This window comes from Mycobacterium canetti CIPT 140010059 (genome assembly GCF_000253375.1).
GTDB classification, from domain to species: Bacteria; Actinomycetota; Actinomycetes; order Mycobacteriales; family Mycobacteriaceae; genus Mycobacterium; species Mycobacterium tuberculosis.
On sequence record NC_015848.1, the window covers coordinates 4,037,616 to 4,053,795 of the forward strand.

Below are 16,180 nucleotides of genomic sequence, written 5' to 3' on the forward strand. Positions count from 1 at the left end.
GATTCCACGACACTAGCTGTCCTAGTGAGGACCTTCTGCCAGTAAAACATGCCTTCACCGCAGACAAAAGGCATTGAAGCAACCTTGCTTGTCATAGTAATGAAACGTGTTCTAGCCTGGCCCCATGGGTTACCCGGTCATCGTTGAAGCCACCCGCAGCCCCATCGGCAAACGCAACGGATGGCTGTCGGGGCTGCATGCCACCGAGTTGTTGGGCGCGGTGCAAAAGGCGGTGGTCGACAAGGCCGGCATCCAGTCCGGCCTTCACGCCGGTGACGTCGAACAGGTCATCGGCGGTTGCGTGACCCAGTTCGGGGAGCAATCCAACAACATCAGCCGGGTGGCCTGGCTGACGGCCGGTTTGCCCGAACACGTCGGCGCCACCACCGTCGACTGCCAGTGCGGCAGCGGCCAGCAGGCCAACCATCTGATTGCCGGGTTGATCGCGGCCGGTGCCATCGATGTCGGCATCGCCTGCGGCATCGAGGCGATGAGCCGGGTCGGGCTGGGCGCCAACGCCGGGCCGGACCGCTCGCTGATCCGCGCGCAGTCATGGGATATCGACCTGCCGAACCAGTTCGAGGCCGCCGAGCGGATCGCCAAGCGGCGCGGCATCACCCGCGAGGACGTGGATGTCTTCGGGCTCGAGTCGCAGCGACGCGCGCAGCGGGCCTGGGCGGAGGGCCGCTTTGACCGCGAGATCTCGCCGATCCAGGCGCCGGTGCTCGACGAGCAGAATCAGCCCACCGGCGAGCGGCGCCTGGTCTTTCGCGACCAGGGCCTGCGCGAGACCACGATGGCGGGGCTAGGCGAGCTGAAACCGGTGCTCGAGGGCGGCATCCACACCGCGGGCACGTCGTCGCAGATCTCCGACGGCGCGGCAGCCGTGTTGTGGATGGACGAAGCCGTGGCACGTGCGCACGGCCTGACCCCGCGGGCCCGGATCGTCGCCCAGGCACTCGTCGGCGCCGAGCCCTACTACCACCTGGACGGCCCGGTGCAGTCCACCGCGAAGGTGCTGGAGAAGGCCGGCATGAAGATCGGCGACATCGACATCGTCGAGATCAACGAGGCGTTCGCGTCCGTGGTGCTGTCCTGGGCGCGGGTGCACGAGCCCGACATGGACCGGGTCAACGTCAACGGCGGGGCGATCGCGCTGGGGCATCCGGTGGGCTGCACCGGCAGCCGGCTGATCACCACCGCCCTGCACGAGCTCGAGCGCACCGACCAGAGCCTCGCGCTGATCACCATGTGCGCCGGCGGGGCCCTGTCCACCGGCACCATCATCGAGCGGATTTAACCTAGCTGCGGCAGGGCACCGTGCGGCGTGACTGCAACATGAAGCGACCGATGATTAGATAGCGAGGCGGACCCGCGCCTTTGGCGACCCTTGGTCGCTAGGATCAGCGTCATGCCGAAATCACCGCCGCGGTTTCTGAATTCGCCGCTCAGCGACTTCTTTATCAAGTGGATGTCACGGATTAATACCTGGATGTACCGCCGCAACGACGGGGAGGGTCTGGGCGGCACCTTCCAGAAGATTCCGGTCGCGCTGCTGACCACCACCGGCCGCAAGACCGGCCAGCCGCGGGTCAACCCGCTCTACTTCCTGCGCGATGGTGGGCGGGTCATTGTCGCGGCCTCCAAGGGCGGCGCGGAGAAGAACCCGATGTGGTACCTCAACCTCAAGGCCAACCCCAAGGTTCAGGTACAGATCAAAAAGGAAGTGCTGGACCTTACCGCGCGGGACGCGACCGACGAGGAGCGCGCCGAATATTGGCCACAGTTGGTCACGATGTACCCAAGTTATCAGGACTACCAGTCCTGGACCGACCGCACGATCCCGATCGTGGTCTGCGAACCCTGACCGTTCCCAACGTCGCCGAACGTGAAGCCAGGGCGAGAAAACGGCCGAAATCTCGCCCTGAGTTCACACTCGGCGCAGATAACTAGGCCCCATAGACCGGAACCGGCGGCCGCGACTTGGCCAACAGGTCGCTGACGACGGGCCCCAGCTCGGCCGGATCCCATTTCACGCCCTTGTCCACCTGCGGGCCATGCGCCCAGCCCTCGGCGACCCGGATGATGCCGCCCTCGACCTCGAATACCTTCCCAGTGACATCGCGGGACTCCGCACTGCCCAGCCATACCACCAAGGGTGAGACGTTCTCCGGGGCCATCGCGTCGAACCCCTCCTGCGGCTTGGCCATCATCTCCGCGAACACAGTCTCGGTCATGCGGGTGCGCGCCGCCGGCGCGATCGCGTTGACGGTCACGCCGTACCGCCTCATTTCGGCGGCGCCGACGAGCGTCAGCGCCGCGATTCCGGCCTTGGCGGCGCTGTAGTTGCCCTGCCCCACGCTGCCCTGGAGGCCCGCGCCAGAGCTGGTGTTGATGATCCGCGCGTCAATGTCTTTCGGGGCTTTGCCCGCCTTGGACAGTCCCCGCCAATGGGACGCGGCGTGCCGCATGGTGGCGAAGTGGCCCTTGAGGTGCACCGCGATGACAGCGTCGAACTCCTCTTCGCTGGTGTTGGCGATCATCCGGTCCCGCACGATGCCGGCATTGTTCACCAGGACGTCCACACCACCGTACGTCTCGACGGCGGCCTGGATCAGGTTGGCCGCCTGGTCCCAGTCCGAGATGTCCGACCCGTCGGCGACGGCTTGGCCACCGGCCGCAAGGATCTCGTCGACCACGTCTTGGGCTGCGCTGCCGCCGCTTGCCGGCGAACCGTCCAGGCCCACACCGATATCGTTGACCACCACGCGCGCACCCTCGGCCGCGAAGGCCAACGCATGTGCGCGGCCGATGCCGCCACCCGCTCCGGTGACGATGACCACCCGGCCGTCGACCAAGCCCATGACCCCATTGCTCCTTTGCTCGTCACTTGTTGGCACTCGAGGCGCCCAGGTACGGCGGCGGCTCACCGCCGCCGTGCACCTCGAGCGTCGCCCCGCTGATATATGACGCCGCATCGGACGCCAAAAACGCTGCAGCCCAACCAATGTCGGCAGGTCGTGCCAGCCGGCCCAACGGCACCGTGGCGGCGACGCGAGCGATCGACTCGGCATCACCGTAGAACAGTTCGGACCGTTCGGTTTCCACCATGCCGACCACCACGGCGTTGACCCGAACCTTGGGTGCCCATTCCACCGCCAGCGTGGTGGTCAGGTTTTCCAGGCCTGCCTTGGCCGCGCCATAGGCCGCCGTGCCGGGAGTGGGACGGCGACCGCTGACGCTACAGATGTTTACGATCGACCCACCGTTGGGCTGCGCTTGCATCAGCACGTTGGCGTGCTGGGAAACCAGCAGCGGTGCAAGCACATTGAGCTCGACGATCTTTCGGTGGAAGTTGTGTGTCGCCTCGGCGGCCAGCGCGTATGGCGAGCCGCCCGCGTTGTTGACCAGCATGTCGAGTCGGCCGTGCCGCTCCCCGATCTCACCGACCAGGCGCTTGACCGAGTCCTCGTCCCGGATGTCGCAGCGGTGGAACTCATACGGTTGGCCGTCGACCGCTCGTCGCGCGCAGGTGATCACGGTCGCGCCCTGTTCGGCGAATACCGAGCTGATACCCGCGCCTACCCCGCGGACACCGCCGGTGACCAAAACCACCCGCCCGGCCAGCCCGAAATTGATGGCGTCGGCTGCCTCGGCGAGAGTCACTGTGCTAGCGTACCAAGCAAGTGCTTGCTTAGGTAGCGAACCCGCAGGAGTGCAATGCCGATCACCTCCACCACGCCCGAACCGGGCATCGTCGCGGTCACCGTCGACTACCCGCCGGTCAACGCCATCCCGTCGAAAGCGTGGTTCGACCTGGCCGACGCGGTGACGGCCGCGGGCGCCAACCCCGACACCCGCGCGGTGATCCTGCGGGCCGAGGGGCGCGGCTTCAACGCCGGGGTGGACATCAAAGAGATGCAACGAACCGAAGGTTTCACGGCGCTGATCGACGCCAACCGCGGCTGCTTCGCCGCATTCCGCGCCGTCTACGAGTGCGCGGTGCCGGTGATCGCCGCCGTGAACGGATTCTGCGTGGGCGGCGGCATCGGCCTGGTCGGCAACTCCGACGTCATCGTGGCCTCCGAGGACGCCACCTTCGGCCTGCCCGAGGTGGAACGGGGCGCGCTGGGCGCGGCCACCCACCTCTCGCGGCTGGTGCCCCAGCACCTGATGCGACGGCTGTTCTTTACGGCGGCCACCGTGGACGCGGCCACCTTGCAGCACTTCGGCTCGGTGCACGAGGTGGTGTCCCGCGATCAGCTGGACGAGGCCGCTTTGCGGGTGGCCCGCGACATCGCCGCCAAAGACACCCGGGTCATCCGCGCAGCCAAGGAGGCGCTGAACTTCATCGACGTGCAACGGGTCAATGCGAGTTACCGGATGGAGCAAGGTTTTACCTTCGAGCTCAACCTCGCCGGAGTCGCCGACGAGCACCGCGACGCCTTTGTGAAGAAGTCATAGTGCCCGATAAACGAACCTCTCTTGACGACGCCGTCGCGCAATTGCGCAGCGGCATGACCATCGGCATCGCCGGCTGGGGCTCGCGGCGCAAGCCCATGGCGTTCGTGCGGGCCATCCTGCGCTCGGATGTCACCGATTTGACGGTGGTCACCTACGGCGGGCCGGACCTGGGGCTGCTGTGCTCGGCGGGCAAGGTCAAGCGGGTCTACTACGGGTTCGTCTCGCTGGACTCGCCGCCGTTCTACGACCCGTGGTTCGCGCACGCCCGCACCAGCGGCGCGATCGAGGCCCGGGAGATGGACGAGGGCATGCTGCGCTGCGGTTTGCAGGCCGCGGCACAACGGCTGCCGTTCCTGCCTATTCGCGCCGGGCTGGGCAGCTCGGTACCACAGTTCTGGGCAGGCGAGCTGCAGACGGTCACGTCGCCGTATCCGGCGCCTGGCGGCGGGTACGAGACACTGATCGCCATGCCGGCACTGCGCCTGGATGCCGCCTTCGCCCACTTGAATCTCGGTGACAGCCACGGCAATGCGGCCTACACCGGCATCGACCCCTACTTCGACGATCTCTTCTTGATGGCCGCCGAGCGGCGCTTTCTGTCGGTGGAGCGCATCGTCGCCACCGAGGAACTGGTCAAATCGGTGCCGCCGCAGGCGCTGTTGGTCAACCGGATGATGGTCGACGCCATCGTGGAAGCACCCGGCGGCGCCCACTTCACCACCGCCGCACCGGACTACGGGCGCGACGAGCAGTTCCAGCGGCACTACGCCGAAGCGGCGTCGACACAGGAGGGTTGGCAGCAGTTCGTGCACACCTACCTATCCGGCACCGAAGCGGACTACCAGGCCGCGGTGCACAACTTTGGAGCATCACGGTGAGCACCCGAGCCGAAGTGTGTGCCGTCGCCTGCGCCGAGTTGTTCCGCGATGCAGGCGAAATCATGATCAGCCCCATGACCAACATGGCCTCGGTAGGGGCGCGGCTGGCGCGGCTCACCTTCGCGCCGGACATTCTGCTGACCGACGGCGAGGCTCAGCTGCTCGCGGACACACCGGCATTGGGCAAGACGGGCGCCCCAAACAGGATTGAGGGGTGGATGCCGTTCGGCCGGGTTTTCGAAACCCTGGCCTGGGGGCGCCGGCACGTGGTGATGGGCGCCAATCAGGTCGACCGCTATGGCAATCAGAACATCTCGGCGTTCGGGCCGCTGCAGCGGCCGACCCGGCAGATGTTCGGCGTCCGCGGCTCGCCGGGCAACACCATCAACCACGCCACCAGTTACTGGGTGGGCAACCACTGCAAGCGGGTCTTTGTCGAGGCCGTCGATGTGGTCTCCGGCATCGGCTACGACAAGGTGGATCCGGACAATCCGGCCTTCCGGTTCGTCAACGTCTACCGGGTGGTGTCCAACCTAGGCGTGTTCGACTTCGGCGGCCCCGACCACTCCATGCGGGCGGTATCCCTACACCCCGGGGTGACGCCCGGCGACGTCCGCGACGCCACCTCGTTCGAGGTGCATGACCTCGACGCGGCCGAGCAGACCAGGCTGCCCACCGACGACGAACTGCACCTGATCCGCGCGGTAATCGATCCGAAGTCGTTGCGGGACAGGGAGATACGATCATGATTGTTCCGCCTCCTCTCCCCCGCAAGCGGGAGGTGCGCCCACATCGCTTCGTCCCCTGCAAGCGGGTGGTACCCCCACTGCATTGTCGGCGGTGGCTATGAGGCTGCGTACGCCGCTGACCGAGCTCATCGGCATCGAGCACCCGGTGGTGCAGACCGGGATGGGCTGGGTGGCCGGTGCCCGGCTGGTGTCGGCCACCGCCAACGCGGGCGGGCTGGGCATCTTGGCCTCGGCCACCATGACGCTGGACGAGCTGGCGGCGGCGATCACAAAGGTCAAGGCCGTCACCGACAAGCCATTCGGGGTGAACATCCGCGCCGACGCAGCCGACGCGGGCGACCGCGTCGAGTTGATGATCCGCGAGGGGGTGCGGGTGGCCTCGTTCGCGTTGGCACCCAAACAGCAGCTGATCGCCCGGCTCAAAGAAGCCGGCGCGGTGGTCATACCGTCGATCGGCGCGGCCAAACATGCGCGCAAGGTGGCGGCCTGGGGCGCCGACGCGATGATCGTGCAGGGCGGCGAGGGCGGCGGCCACACCGGGCCGGTCGCCACCACGCTGCTGTTGCCGTCGGTGCTGGACGCCGTGGCGGGCACCGGCATCCCGGTGATCGCCGCCGGCGGCTTCTTCGACGGGCGCGGGCTAGCCGCGGCGTTGTGCTACGGCGCCGCCGGGGTGGCCATGGGCACCCGGTTTCTGCTCACCTCGGATTCCACCGTGCCCGACGCGGTCAAACGGCGTTACCTGCAGGCCGGCTTGGACGGCACCGTGGTCACCACCCGCGTCGACGGGATGCCGCACCGGGTGCTGCGCACCGAGCTGGTCGAGAAGCTGGAAAGCGGCTCGCGGGCACGAGGTTTCGCGGCCGCGCTGCGCAATGCCGGCAAGTTTAGACGGATGTCGCAGATGACCTGGCGGTCGATGATCCGCGACGGCCTGACCATGCGCCACGGCAAGGAATTGACCTGGTCACAGGTGCTGATGGCGGCAAACACCCCGATGCTGCTCAAAGCCGGCCTGGTCGACGGCAACACCGAGGCCGGGGTGCTGGCATCGGGCCAGGTAGCGGGCATTCTTGACGACCTACCGTCGTGCAAAGAGCTGATCGAGTCGATCGTGCTTGACGCCATCACACATTTACAAACCGCATCTGCGCTGGTGGAGTGACTGACGCGTGTCAAGCAGAGTACGCTATCGCAGCTATGTCGACCGTCGAGATGGACCAGGCGGCTCCAGAGTCCGCCGCGCACCACCCTCTGCCGGACCCCGGTGAGTCGGTCCCCAGACTCGCGCTGCCCACGATCGGGATCTTCCTGGCCACGCTCACCGCGTTCGTCGGTTCTACGACCGCTTACATCAGCGGATGGATCCCGTTCTGGGTGACGATCCCCGTCAACGCCGCGGTCACGTTCGTGATGTTCACCGTCGTGCATGACGCATCGCATTACTCGATCAGCTCCATCCGGTGGGTGAACGGGCTGTTCGGGCGGCTGGCGTGGCTTTTCGTCGGGCCGGTGGTCGCGTTCCCGGCCTTCGGGTACATCCACATCCAGCACCACCGCCATTCCAACGACGACGAGCAAGACCCGGACACCTTCGCCTCACACGGCTCGCTGTGGGTGCTGCCGTTGCGCTGGTCGATGGTCGAGTACTTCTACATCAAGTACTACCTGCCTCGCGGCCGCAGCCGGCCGGTCACCGAGGTCGCCGAGACGCTGGTGATGATGACCCTGTTCCTGACCGGCCTGATCGTCGCCATCGTCACCGGCAACTTCTGGACGCTGGCGATCGTCTTCCTGATCCCGCAACGTATCGGCCTTACCGTGCTGGCCTGGTGGTTCGACTGGCTGCCCCACCACGGTCTGGAGGACACCCAGCGCAGCAACCGCTACCGCGCGACCCGCAACCGGGTTGGCGCCGAGTGGCTGTTCACCCCGGTGCTGCTGTCGCAGAACTACCACTTGGTGCACCACCTGCACCCGTCAGTGCCGTTCTACCGGTACCTGCGCACCTGGCGGCGCAACGAGGAGGCGTATCTGGAACGCAACGCCGCGATCTCCACGGTCTTTGGCCAGCAACTGAATCCGGACGAGTACCGGCAGTGGAAGGAGCTCAACGGCAGGCTCGCGCGACTGCTGCCGGTGCGGATGCCGGCCCGCTCCAGCTCGCCGCACGCGGTGCTGCACCGCATCCCGGTCGCGTCGGTGGATCCCATCACCGCCGATGCCACCCTGGTGACTTTCGCGGTGCCGGAAGCATTGCGGGACGCGTTCCGATTCGAGCCGGGCCAGCACGTGACGGTGCGCACCGACCTGGGCGGCCAAGGCATCCGGCGCAACTACTCGATCTGCGCCCCGGCCACCCGCGCCCAGCTGCGCATCGCCGTCAAACACATTCCCGGCGGGGCGTTTTCGACGTTCGCGGCCAACGAACTGAAGGCCGGCGACGTGCTCGAGCTGATGACACCGACCGGCCGGTTCGGCACCCCGCTGGATCCGTTGCACCGCAAGCACTATGTGGGCCTGGTGGCCGGCAGCGGGATCACCCCGGTGCTGTCCATCCTGGCGACCACGCTGGAGATCGAGACCGAAAGCCGATTCACGCTGATCTACGGCAACCGCACCAAGGAATCGACGATGTTTCGGGCCGAGCTGGATCGTCTGGAGTCGCGCTATGCCGACCGGCTGGAAATCCTGCACGTGCTCTCCAGCGAGCCGCTGCACACCCCGGAGCTGCGCGGGCGCATCGACCGAGACAAACTCACCAGGTGGCTGACGAGTACCCTGCGGCCGGCCGGTGTGGACGAATGGTTCATCTGCGGCCCGCTCGCCATGGCCACCGCGGTGCGCGAGACCCTGATCGAGCACGGCGTGGACTCCGAGCGCATTCACCTGGAGTTGTTCTACGGGTTCGACACGCCCCCGGCGACCCGTCCCTCCTATGCGGGAGCCACCGTCACCTTCACGCTGTCCGGGCAGCGGGCGACATTCGATCTGGTGCCCGGCGACTCGATTCTGGAAGGGGCGCTGGGGCTGCGCAGCGATGCGCCGTATGCGTGCATGGGCGGCGCATGCGGCACCTGCCGAGCCAAACTGATCGAGGGCAACGTCGAGATGGACCACAACTTCGCCCTCCGGAAGGCGGAGCTGGATGCCGGCTACATCCTGACCTGCCAGTCACACCCGACGACACCATTCGTCGCCGTCGACTACGACGCCTAGGTTCGTGGCGCCGCCCCATACTTGCGCCGACTGTGAATCTGACGACGCGACACGCCGATTCGCCGTCGTGTGGTTCACTCTCGGCGCTCATGGGCGCCATCCCGCCGCCCGCATCGCGGCATCGACGCGGCCAACGAACGTGCCCCGGCGGTACCGGAGCAGCTCACTGGTGACCCTGATGATCGTCCAGCCCAGATCCAGCAACGCGGTGGACCGCTCGATGTCCCGAGCCCGCTGCGCCGGGTCTGTCCAATGCTGTGGCCCGTCATACTCGACACCGACTCGCAATTGCTCGTAGCCCAGGTCGATGCGGGCGACGAAGTCCCCGTAGTCGTCAAACACTCTGATCTGTGTTTGCGGCTTCGGCAGACCGGCATCGATCAACACCAATCGGGTCCACGTCTCCTGTGGGGATTCCGCACCCCCGTCGATCAGCGGCAGCACCGCACGGAGGCGGACCAGGCCGCGCGCACCGGTATGTTCGGCAATGACGGCCTGCACGTCGGCGACCTTGACATCGGTCGAATTGGCCAACGCGTCCAGCCGTTGAACGGCCTGCAGCCGCGAGGGTGTGCGCCGCCCGATATCGAAGGCGGTGCGCGCCGGGGTGGTTACCACGACACCGTCAACCGCAACCGTCTCGTGCGGCGCCAATCGATCCGTGTGCACGACGATGCGCGGCGGAGGCTTTCGATTGGCGTGCACTAACTCTGCGTCAAGCGCTGGGTTTACCCACTTCGCGCCAAGCAGTGCCGCCGCCGAATTGCCGGCCACGACGGCGCGGCGCCGCGACCACAGCCACGCCGCGTGGGCGCGCTGGCGCGCCGTCAGCTCCACACCGGCCGGGGCGTAGACGCCCGGGTAGACTGGCTCGTAGAGCTGTCTCATGGCCCGCTCCGGAATGGCCTTTGCGGCCAACACTTCCGAGCCCAGGACGGGCCATGGAAGTTCGTCCATGGCCACATCCTGGCATCACCCACCGACACCCCGCCGACAGTGAATCGCACGACGCGACACGCCGACGACCCGTCGTGAGATTCACCCTCGGCGCCAACGAAGGCCTACAGCCGCTCGATAATGGTGACGTTGGCGGTGCCGCCGCCCTCGCACATGGTCTGCAGCCCGTAGCGGCCACCGATGCGCTCCAGCTCGCCCAGCATGGTGGTGAACAGTTTGGCGCCGGTGGCGCCTAGCGGATGCCCCAGCGCGATCGCGCCGCCGTTGGGGTTGACCTTCGCCGGGTCGGCCTTGATTTCCTTGAGCCAGGCCATAACTACCGGCGCGAACGCCTCGTTGATCTCGACGGTGTCGATGTCGTCGATGGCAAGCCCGGTCTTGTCCAGCGCGTACCGGGTGGCGGGGATGGGTCCGGTCAGCATGAATACCGGGTCGGCGGCGCGCGCACTGATGTGGTGGATGCGGGCACGGGGCCTAAGTCCATGGTCTTTGACGGCCCGCTCGGAGGCCAGCAACACTGCACTGGCGCCGTCGGAGATCTGACTGGCCATCGCCGCCGTCAGCCGGCCGCCCTCGACCAGCGGCTGCAAGCCGGCCATCTTCTCCAGCGACGACTCCCGCGGGCCCTCATCAACCCGGAACGGCCCGGATTCGGTTTCCACAGTGATGATTTCGTTTTCGAAGTGGCCGGTGCGGATCGCCGCGAACGCGCGTTCGTGGCTGGTCAGCGAGTACCGCTCCATCTCTTCACGGGACAGGTTCCACTTCTCGGCGATCAGCTCCGAGCCACGGAACTGTGAAATCTCCTGGTCGCCATACCGGTGTAACCATTGCTTGGATTCGTTGGTCGGCGAGGTGAACCCGAACTGTTCGCCCACGGTCATCGCCGACGAGATCGGGATCTGGCTCATGTTCTGCACGCCGCCGGCCACGATGACATCCGCCGTGCCGGACATGATCGCCTGCGCGCCAAAGGAAATCGCCTGCTGGCTGGATCCGCACTGGCGGTCCACGGTGACACCGGGGACCTCTTCGGGATAGCCGGCGGCCAGCCACGACAGTCGGGCGATGTTGCCCGCCTGTCCGCCGATGGCGTCGACACATCCGGCGATCACGTCGTCGACGGCGGCGGGGTCGATGTCGGTCCGGTCCAGCAGTCCGCGCCAGGCCAGGGCACCCAGGTCGACGGGATGGATACCGGCCAGTGCGCCGCCCCGCTTGCCGACCGCGGTCCGTACGGCGTCGATGACGTACGCCTCTGTCATAACCGCTCCTCTCCCGTTGCCAGTGAGTGGTACCCCCACCGCATCGTCGTTGACACGGGGCATTTCAGACTCCCTCTTTGGTGATCCCGCCAAGCACGATGGCTAGGTATTGCTGGCCCACCTGCTGGGCGGTGAGCGGCCCACCGGGTCGATACCAGCGCACCGACACCCAGGTGGTGTCACGGATGAATCGGTAGACCAGGTCGACGTCTAGGTCGGGCCGGAAGTAGCCCTCTTCGATGCCCTGGTTGAGCACGTCCACCCACATCTTGCGCTGCTGCTTGTTACGGTCCTCGATGTAGGAAAACCTGGGTTGCGACGCCAGCCGTTGCGCTTCATCCTGGTAGATCACCACTTGCGCGTGATGATGCTCGATCGCCTCAAACGACGCCATGAACAGGCCCTGCAGCCGCTCCAGCGGATTGGCCGTGCTATCCACGATGTCGCGGTAACGGGCGAAGAGCCAATCGAGGAAACCGCGTAACAGCTCATCGACCATCTCCTCTTTGGAGGCGAAATGGTGATACAGGCTGCCGGATAGGATGCCGGCGCCGTCGGCGATATCGCGCACGGTGGTGGCGCGCAGTCCGCGCTCGGCGAACATCGCCGCCGCGAGCTCCAGCAACTCGCCTCGCCGGCTATTGACCTGACCGGCCACTCGATCCATCCGACCAGACTATCAACCAAGCGCTTGCTCGGCCAGCTGCGACCTCGATGGGGTGGGAATCCGGGAATTCGGTACGAGGGATGCGCCCTTCGCTCACCGGGGCATTAGATGCGACGTTGCTGGCGCTGGATGGACGCCTTGCCCGCACAGCCCGGCCCAGGTGCAGGATCGAGGGGCTTAGTACCTGATCACGGGAGACATCTGGGGTATCGGCGGAGAGTGCCTAGCGTTCTGGGCATTCTGGCGGATTGCGCATATTCTTCCGCGCGTCGTCATAGCCTAATCGGAGTACGCGGATCGTGCCGATCACCCTGGTGCGGCGGCGGCGCCAGTAACGAGGAGGTCAACATGGCTCATTTTTCGGTGTTGCCGCCGGAGATCAACTCGTTGCGGATGTACCTGGGTGCCGGTTCGGCGCCGATGCTTCAGGCGGCGGCGGCCTGGGACGGGCTGGCCGCGGAGTTGGGAACCGCCGCGTCGTCGTTCTCCTCGGTGACCACGGGGTTAACCGGGCAGGCGTGGCAGGGCCCGGCGTCGGCGGCGATGGCCGCCGCGGCGGCGCCGTATGCGGGCTTTTTGACCACAGCCTCGGCTCAAGCCCAGCTGGCTGCCGGGCAGGCTAAGGCGGTGGCCAGCGTGTTCGAGGCCGCCAAGGCCGCGATCGTGCCTCCGGCCGCGGTGGCGGCCAACCGTGAGGCGTTCTTGGCGTTGATTCGGTCGAATTGGCTGGGGCTCAACGCGCCGTGGATCGCCGCCGTTGAAAGCCTTTACGAGGAATACTGGGCCGCTGATGTGGCGGCGATGACCGGCTATCACGCCGGGGCCTCGCAGGCCGCCGCGCAGTTGCCGTTGCCGGCCGGCCTGCAACAGTTCCTCAACACCCTGCCCAATCTGGGCATCGGCAACCAGGGCAACGCCAACCTCGGCGGCGGCAACACCGGCAGCGGCAACATCGGCAACGGAAACAAAGGCAGCTCCAACCTCGGCGGCGGCAACATCGGCAATAACAACATCGGCAGCGGCAACCGAGGCAGCGACAACTTCGGCGCCGGCAACGTCGGCACCGGAAACATCGGCTTCGGCAACCAGGGCCCCATAGACGTTAACCTCTTGGCGACGCCGGGCCAGAACAACGTGGGCCTGGGCAACATCGGCAACAACAACATGGGCTTCGGCAACACCGGCGACGCCAACACCGGCGGCGGCAACACCGGCAACGGCAACATCGGTGGCGGCAACACCGGCAACAACAACTTCGGCTTCGGCAACACCGGCAACAACAACATCGGAATCGGGCTCACCGGCAACAATCAGATGGGCATCAACCTGGCCGGGCTGCTGAACTCCGGCAACGGCAATATCGGCATCGGCAACTCCGGCACCAACAACATCGGCTTGTTCAACTCCGGCAGCGGCAACATCGGCGTCTTCAACACCGGAGCCAATACCCTGGTGCCTGGCGACCTCAACAACCTGGGCGTCGGGAATTCCGGCAACGCCAACATCGGCTTCGGGAACGCGGGCGTTCTCAACACCGGCTTCGGGAACGCGAGCATCCTCAACACCGGCTTGGGGAACGCGGGTGAATTAAACACCGGCTTCGGAAACGCGGGCTTCGTCAACACGGGGTTTGACAACTCCGGCAACGTCAACACCGGCAATGGGAACTCGGGCAACATCAACACCGGCTCGTGGAATGCGGGCAATGTGAACACCGGTTTCGGGATCATTACCGACAGCGGCCTGACCAACTCGGGCTTCGGCAACACCGGCACCGACGTCTCGGGCTTCTTCAACACCCCCACCGGCCCCTTAGCCGTCGACGTCTCCGGGTTCTTCAACACGGCCAGCGGGGGCACTGTCATCAACGGCCAGACCTCGGGCATTGGCAACATCGGCGTCCCGGGCACCCTCTTTGGCTCCGTCCGGAGCGGCTTGAACACGGGCCTGTTTAACATGGGCACCGCCATATCGGGGTTGTTCAACCTGCGCCAGCTGTTGGGGTAGCGCGACACTCACGGGTGCTGGCAGGATACCGAAATCACCTCACCAGTCAGGTAACTCGAGTAGTCGCTGGCCAGAAACGCGATGGTGGCCGCCACCTCCCAGGGCTCGGCGGCCCGGCCGAACGCCTCGCCGGCCGCCAGCCGGTCCAGCAGCTCGGCCGAGGCGGTCTTGTCCAGGAACTTGTGCCGGGCGATGCTGGGCGAGACGGCGTTGATCCGCACCCCATACTCGGCGGCTTCGATTGCGCTGCACCGGGTCAACGCCATCACCCCGGCCTTGGCGGCGGCATAGTGCGACTGCGAGTGCTGGGCCCGCCAGCCCAGCACGCTGGCGTTGTTGACGATCACCCCGCCGTGCGGCGCGTCGCGGAAGTAGCGCAGTGCTGCGCGGGTGGCCCGGAACACCGACGTCAGGCTCACGTCTAACACGCGGTCCCACTCGTCGTCGGTCATATCGGCCACCGGCGTCTGCCCGCCCAGCCCGGCGTTGTTGACCAGCACGTCGAGTCGGCCCATCCGGGCGGTGGTCGAGTCGATCAGGGCGTCGACCTGGGCGGTGGACGTCACGTCGCACACCACATGCTCCACCCGGCCCAGGCCCAGCGCGGACAGCGCGGCCGCGGTCTCGGTTAGCCGTCGTTCGTGGTGGTCGGAGATCATCACATCGGCGCCCTCGGCCAGGGCACGGCGCGCGGTGGCCGAACCGATGCCGGTGCCCGCAGCCGCCGTCACGACGACCACCTTGCCATCCAGAAGTCCATGTCCGGCAATCTCTTTCGGCGCTACGGACAGGTTCATCCCTTGGCCTCCCGGGGCAGGCCGAGCACCCGCTCGGCGATGATGTTGCGCTGGATCTCGTTGGATCCTCCGTAGATGGTGTCGGCGCGGGTGAATAGATATAGCCGCTGCCATTCGTCGAACTCGCCGTCGGGCATGGTCATTCCGGGTTTGCCGATCACGTCCATGGCCAGCTCACCCAGGTTGCGATGCCAGTTGGCCCACAACAACTTTGACACATTGTCCTGGCCGGGCTGCTCAACGGCTGGCCCTTCCATGGTGGCCAAAGCATAGGAGCGCATGGCGCGCAGCCCGGTCCACGCCCGGGTCAGCCGCTCCCGGATCAGCGGGTCATCCGCGGCGGCGGTGCGCCGCGCCAGCTCGACCAGATTGGAAAGCTCACGGGCGTAGACGATCTGCTGACCCAGCGTCGAGACGCCGCGCTCGAAGGTCAGCGTCGCCATCGCGACCCGCCAGCCGTCGCCCGGTGCGCCGACCACCAGGTCGGCGTCGGTGCGGGCGTCGTCGAAGAACACCTCGTTGAACTCCGCGGTGCCGGTGATCTGCACGATCGGCCGGATCTGCACGCCGGGCTGGTCCAGCGGCACCAGCAGATACGACAGGCCGGCGTGGCGCTGCGAGCCCTTCTCGGTGCGTGCGAGCACAAAGCACCATTGCGACAGGTGCGCCAGCGACGTCCACACCTTCTGGCCGTTGATCACCCACTCGTCGCCGTCGAGTTCTGCGGTGGTCGCAACGCTGGCCAGGTCGCTGCCAGCGCCGGGCTCCGAATATCCCTGACACCACAGCTCGGTGACGTCGCGGATGCGCGGCAGGAAGCGCCGCTGCTGCTGCGGCGTTCCGAACGCGATCAGCGTGGGCCCCAGCAGTTCCTCGCCGAAGTGGTTGACCTTGTCCGGCGCGTCGGCGCGGGCGTATTCCTCGTAGAACGCCACCCGGTGCGCGGTCGAGAGCCCCCGCCCGCCGTGTTCTTCCGGCCAGCCCAGGCAGGTCAGCCCCGCGGCGGCCAGGCGCTGATTCCACGCCCGGCGTTCCTCGAACGCTTCGTGCTCGCGCCCCGGCCCGCCGAGGCCCTTAAGTGCCGCGAATTCGCCGGCCAGATTGTCGGCGAGCCAACCGCGGACCTCCGCCCGGAACTCCTCGACGTCCTGCATGCCCTGTAGGCTAACCTACCAAG

General features: G+C 66.6%; 15 protein-coding genes. 8 read left to right on the forward strand and 7 right to left on the reverse strand.

Annotated elements, in window-relative coordinates; all coding sequences use genetic code 11:
• Positions 1 to 124 precede the first annotated feature (124 nt).
• Both MCAN_RS18675 and ddn read left to right on the forward strand, forming a co-directional pair.
• On the forward strand, positions 125 to 1,300 hold the full coding sequence (locus MCAN_RS18675; RefSeq protein WP_003419307.1) for a steroid 3-ketoacyl-CoA thiolase: 1,176 nt from the start codon (positions 125 to 127) through the stop codon (positions 1,298 to 1,300).
• Between the two features lie 111 nt (positions 1,301 to 1,411).
• Positions 1,412 to 1,867, forward strand: a complete 456-nt coding sequence (gene ddn / locus MCAN_RS18680) for a deazaflavin-dependent nitroreductase Ddn (RefSeq protein ID WP_003419309.1) — start codon at positions 1,412 to 1,414, stop codon at positions 1,865 to 1,867.
• A gap of 82 nt (positions 1,868 to 1,949) precedes the next feature.
• Here the strand turns inward: ddn and MCAN_RS18685 are convergent, their stop codons facing one another.
• Complete coding sequence (locus MCAN_RS18685) at positions 1,950 to 2,864, reverse strand: SDR family oxidoreductase (protein ID WP_003900711.1); 915 nt, start codon at positions 2,862 to 2,864, stop codon at positions 1,950 to 1,952.
• Positions 2,865 to 2,886: 22 nt separating this feature from the next.
• Complete coding sequence (locus MCAN_RS18690) at positions 2,887 to 3,666, reverse strand: SDR family oxidoreductase (RefSeq protein ID WP_003419313.1); 780 nt, start codon at positions 3,664 to 3,666, stop codon at positions 2,887 to 2,889.
• 54 nt (positions 3,667 to 3,720) lie between these two features.
• Between MCAN_RS18690 and echA20 the strand changes: the two genes are divergently transcribed.
• The 5 genes from echA20 (at position 3,721) to MCAN_RS18715 (ending at position 9,310) form a co-directional block, all read left to right on the forward strand.
• Positions 3,721 to 4,464 carry a (7aS)-7a-methyl-1,5-dioxo-2,3,5,6,7,7a-hexahydro-1H-indene-carboxyl-CoA hydrolase gene (gene echA20 / locus MCAN_RS18695; protein ID WP_014001798.1) on the forward strand — a complete coding sequence of 248 codons (744 nt, stop codon included), beginning with the start codon at positions 3,721 to 3,723 and terminating at the stop codon, positions 4,462 to 4,464.
• Positions 4,464 to 5,342 (forward strand): cholesterol ring-cleaving hydrolase subunit IpdA, encoded by an 879-nt coding sequence (ipdA, locus tag MCAN_RS18700; RefSeq protein ID WP_014001799.1) that lies wholly within the window; start codon positions 4,464 to 4,466, stop codon positions 5,340 to 5,342. The genes echA20 and ipdA overlap by 1 nt, the downstream gene beginning before the upstream one ends.
• Positions 5,339 to 6,091, forward strand: a complete 753-nt coding sequence (ipdB, locus tag MCAN_RS18705; RefSeq protein ID WP_003419321.1) for a cholesterol ring-cleaving hydrolase subunit IpdB — start codon at positions 5,339 to 5,341, stop codon at positions 6,089 to 6,091. Before ipdA ends, ipdB begins: the two co-directional genes overlap by 4 nt.
• 97 nt (positions 6,092 to 6,188) lie before the next feature.
• Positions 6,189 to 7,256 carry a (3aS,4S,5R,7aS)-5-hydroxy-7a-methyl-1-oxo-octahydro-1H-indene-4-carboxyl-CoA dehydrogenase gene (gene ipdC, locus MCAN_RS18710; protein WP_003419324.1) on the forward strand — a complete coding sequence of 356 codons (1,068 nt, stop codon included), beginning with the start codon at positions 6,189 to 6,191 and terminating at the stop codon, positions 7,254 to 7,256.
• The gene (locus MCAN_RS18715; protein ID WP_014001800.1) at positions 7,253 to 9,310 is read left to right on the forward strand and encodes a fatty acid desaturase; all 2,058 of its coding nucleotides are present in this window, start codon (positions 7,253 to 7,255) and stop codon (positions 9,308 to 9,310) included. Before ipdC ends, MCAN_RS18715 begins: the two co-directional genes overlap by 4 nt.
• A gap of 87 nt (positions 9,311 to 9,397) precedes the next feature.
• Here the strand turns inward: MCAN_RS18715 and MCAN_RS18720 are convergent, their stop codons facing one another.
• The 3 genes from MCAN_RS18720 to kstR2 form a co-directional block, all read right to left on the reverse strand.
• Positions 9,398 to 10,267 carry a DUF559 domain-containing protein gene (locus MCAN_RS18720; RefSeq protein ID WP_014001801.1) on the reverse strand — a complete coding sequence of 290 codons (870 nt, stop codon included), beginning with the start codon at positions 10,265 to 10,267 and terminating at the stop codon, positions 9,398 to 9,400.
• 104 nt (positions 10,268 to 10,371) lie between these two features.
• Positions 10,372 to 11,532 carry a steroid 3-ketoacyl-CoA thiolase FadA6 gene (gene fadA6 / locus MCAN_RS18725; protein WP_014001802.1) on the reverse strand — a complete coding sequence of 387 codons (1,161 nt, stop codon included), beginning with the start codon at positions 11,530 to 11,532 and terminating at the stop codon, positions 10,372 to 10,374.
• Positions 11,533 to 11,596: 64 nt separating this feature from the next.
• On the reverse strand, positions 11,597 to 12,199 hold the full coding sequence (gene kstR2 / locus MCAN_RS18730; RefSeq protein WP_003419329.1) for a TetR family transcriptional regulator KstR2: 603 nt from the start codon (positions 12,197 to 12,199) through the stop codon (positions 11,597 to 11,599).
• A gap of 348 nt (positions 12,200 to 12,547) precedes the next feature.
• Here kstR2 and MCAN_RS18735 point away from each other — a divergent pair, with 348 nt between their 5' ends.
• Entirely contained in the window at positions 12,548 to 14,206 is a 1,659-nt protein-coding gene (locus MCAN_RS18735; RefSeq protein ID WP_014001803.1) for a PPE family protein, read from the forward strand.
• A gap of 8 nt (positions 14,207 to 14,214) precedes the next feature.
• Here MCAN_RS18735 and ipdF read toward each other — a convergent pair whose 3' ends face one another.
• Together ipdF and ipdE1 are read right to left on the reverse strand one after the other, a co-directional pair.
• Complete coding sequence (gene ipdF, locus MCAN_RS18740; protein WP_014001804.1) at positions 14,215 to 15,003, reverse strand: (5R,7aS)-5-hydroxy-7a-methyl-1-oxo-2,3,5,6,7,7a-hexahydro-1H-indene-carboxyl-CoA reductase; 789 nt, start codon at positions 15,001 to 15,003, stop codon at positions 14,215 to 14,217.
• The gene (gene ipdE1 / locus MCAN_RS18745) at positions 15,000 to 16,157 is read right to left on the reverse strand and encodes an acyl-CoA dehydrogenase IpdE1 (protein WP_014001805.1); all 1,158 of its coding nucleotides are present in this window, start codon (positions 16,155 to 16,157) and stop codon (positions 15,000 to 15,002) included. Before ipdE1 ends, ipdF begins: the two co-directional genes overlap by 4 nt.
• Positions 16,158 to 16,180: the final 23 nt, after the last annotated feature.

Excerpts from the sequence above, each read along its gene's own strand:
- MCAN_RS18675 (WP_003419307.1), top strand. The coding sequence starts at position 125 with ATGGGTTACCCGGTCATCGTTGAAGCCACCCGCAGCCCCATCGGCAAA.
- ddn (WP_003419309.1), top strand. The coding sequence starts at position 1,412 with ATGCCGAAATCACCGCCGCGGTTTCTGAATTCGCCGCTCAGCGACTTC.
- MCAN_RS18685 (WP_003900711.1), bottom strand. The coding sequence starts at position 2,864 with ATGGGCTTGGTCGACGGCCGGGTGGTCATCGTCACCGGAGCGGGTGGC.
- echA20 (WP_014001798.1), top strand. The coding sequence starts at position 3,721 with ATGCCGATCACCTCCACCACGCCCGAACCGGGCATCGTCGCGGTCACC.
- ipdC (WP_003419324.1), top strand. The coding sequence starts at position 6,189 with ATGAGGCTGCGTACGCCGCTGACCGAGCTCATCGGCATCGAGCACCCG.
- MCAN_RS18720 (WP_014001801.1), bottom strand. The coding sequence starts at position 10,267 with ATGGACGAACTTCCATGGCCCGTCCTGGGCTCGGAAGTGTTGGCCGCA.
- fadA6 (WP_014001802.1), bottom strand. The coding sequence starts at position 11,532 with ATGACAGAGGCGTACGTCATCGACGCCGTACGGACCGCGGTCGGCAAG.
- kstR2 (WP_003419329.1), bottom strand. The coding sequence starts at position 12,199 with ATGGATCGAGTGGCCGGTCAGGTCAATAGCCGGCGAGGCGAGTTGCTG.
- MCAN_RS18735 (WP_014001803.1), top strand. The coding sequence starts at position 12,548 with ATGGCTCATTTTTCGGTGTTGCCGCCGGAGATCAACTCGTTGCGGATG.
- ipdF (WP_014001804.1), bottom strand. The coding sequence starts at position 15,003 with ATGAACCTGTCCGTAGCGCCGAAAGAGATTGCCGGACATGGACTTCTG.
- ipdE1 (WP_014001805.1), bottom strand. The coding sequence starts at position 16,157 with ATGCAGGACGTCGAGGAGTTCCGGGCGGAGGTCCGCGGTTGGCTCGCC.